Source organism: Nocardiopsis nanhaiensis (assembly GCF_054778635.1).
On sequence record NZ_BAAGZJ010000172.1, the window covers coordinates 1 to 2,077 of the forward strand.

Genomic DNA, 2,077 nt, shown 5'->3' on the forward strand with positions numbered 1-2,077 from the left:
CAGAACGGGCACGCGGTGGAGACGGTGTCCGGGTTGGTCGTCAGCGCCTCGTCCACACGCTCGGTGTTGATGCGCTTGCCGATCCGCTCCTCCATCCACATGCGGGCACCACCGGCGCCGCAGCAGAAGCCGCGCTCCTTGTGCCGGTGCATCTCCTGCGTCTTGACACCCGGCACCTGGGCCATGATGTCGCGCGGCGGCGTGTACACCTTGTTGTGGCGGCCCAGGAAGCAGGGGTCGTGGTAGGTGATGTTCTCGTCGACGGAGTTCACCGGGGTCAGCTGGCCCTCGTCCACGAGCTTGGCCAGCAGCTGGCTGTGGTGGATGACCTCGTAGGTCCCACCCAGCTGCGGGTACTCCTTCGCGAGCGTGTTGAAGCAGTGCGGGCAGCTGGCCACGATCTTGGTGACCCCCGCCTCGTTCAGCGTCTCCACGTTCTGCTGGGCCAGCATCTGGAAGACGTACTCCATGCCCAGGCGGCGCGCCGGGTCACCGGTGCAGGCCTCCATGCCGCCCAGGACGGCGAAGTTGACGCCCGCGATGTCCAGCAGCTCGGCGATGGCCTTCGTGGTCTTCTTGGCGCGGTCCTCGAGGGCGCCGGCGCAGCCGACCCAGAAGAGGTACTCGGTGTCCTCGGGCATCTTGTCGTCGACGACCTGGACCTCAACCGGGTTCTCCTGGTTGGCCAGCTCCTCGATCCAGTCCATGCGCCGGTCCTCGGCCATACCCCAGGGGTTGGCCTTGTTCTCAAGGTTCTTGAGGAGGGTGTTGGCCTCGGACGGGAAGTTGGACTCGACCATCACCTGGTAGCGGCGCATGTCCAGGATGTGGTCGATGTGCTCGATGTCCACCGGGCACTGCTCGACACAGGCACCGCAGTTGGTGCAGGCCCACAGCTCGTCCGGGTGGATGACGCCGCCTTCTTCCTCGGTGCCGACCAGCGGCTTGTTGAGGAGGGCGAGCACGTCGACGCCGGAGTGGCTGTTGTCGGGGGCCTCGGTGAGCGTCTCCTCGGTGATGCCCTTGAGGAGGTACGGGGCCTTCTCGAAGCTGTGCTGCTGCAGGTCGAGGATGAGCTTCTTCGGCGAGAGCGGCTTGGCGGTGTTCCAGGCGGGGCACTGCGACTGGCAGCGGCCGCACTCGGTGCAGCTGGAGAAGTCGAGGAGGCCCTTCCAGGTGAAGTCCTCGATCTTGCCGGCGCCGAACGGGTCCTCGTCCGGGTCGGCCTCCTCGAAGTCGAGGGGCTTCTTGCCGGAGGCGTCCATCATCTGCTTGGCGGCGCCGAGGGTCGGAGCGCCGTCGGCGTTGCGCTTGAAGAAGATGTTGAACGGGGCGGTGAAGCGGTGCCAGCCGATGCCCATGGTGAGGTTGAAGTACAGCACCACGAAGAACGCGTAGCTGATGATCAGCTTGAACGCGGCGACCAGGGCGATGGCGGGCTCGGCGACCGCGGCGTCGGTCGGCATGAGGGCGCCGAAGGCGTGGGAGACCGGGGTGGCCCAGACCGGGAACGGGAAGTCCTCGATGGCGACCTTGAGGCCGCGGATCACGAAGATCGAGATCAGCAGGGCCCACAGGTAGGCCTCGACGTAGTACGCGGTCCACGTCTTGGAGTTGTAGAACCGCGAGTCGCGGCCCTTGCGGTGGGGGCCGTTGAGCAGGCGGTAGACGGTGAGGCCGATGATGCCCGCGAGGCTGGTGGCCGCGATGACCTCGATGGCCAGCCCGAAGACGGTCCAGTCGTAGATCACCGGCAGCTTGAAGTGCGGGTCGAAGACCTCGCCCTGGGCCTCGATGACCGTGAAGAAGAGCAGCGGGAACGAGACCATCACGAACCAGTGGGCCACACCCACCCACGGCCGCTTCAGCATCCTCGTGTGCCCGAGGATCTCGATGAGCGTCATGGTGAGCCGCTTGCCCAGCGACTCCGTCCGCTCCGGCTCCGCCGCTCGGCCCACACTCACGGTCCGCCAGATCTGGTACGAACCCAGAGCGAACAAGGCGAGCGCGACCACGGCGAAGACCGAGGTGATGATGCCCAGTGTCAAATACAGAGGATGCATCGCCGGAGGCCTCC

Annotated in this window: 1 protein-coding gene; it reads right to left on the minus strand. The window is 66.2% G+C overall.

Annotated elements, in window-relative coordinates; genetic code table 11:
• Positions 1-2,063 (minus strand): (Fe-S)-binding protein (locus ACYVD1_RS34575; protein WP_460778690.1); only part of this gene is annotated, 2,063 nt, incomplete at its 3' end.
• Between the last annotated feature and the right edge of the window lie 14 nt (positions 2,064-2,077).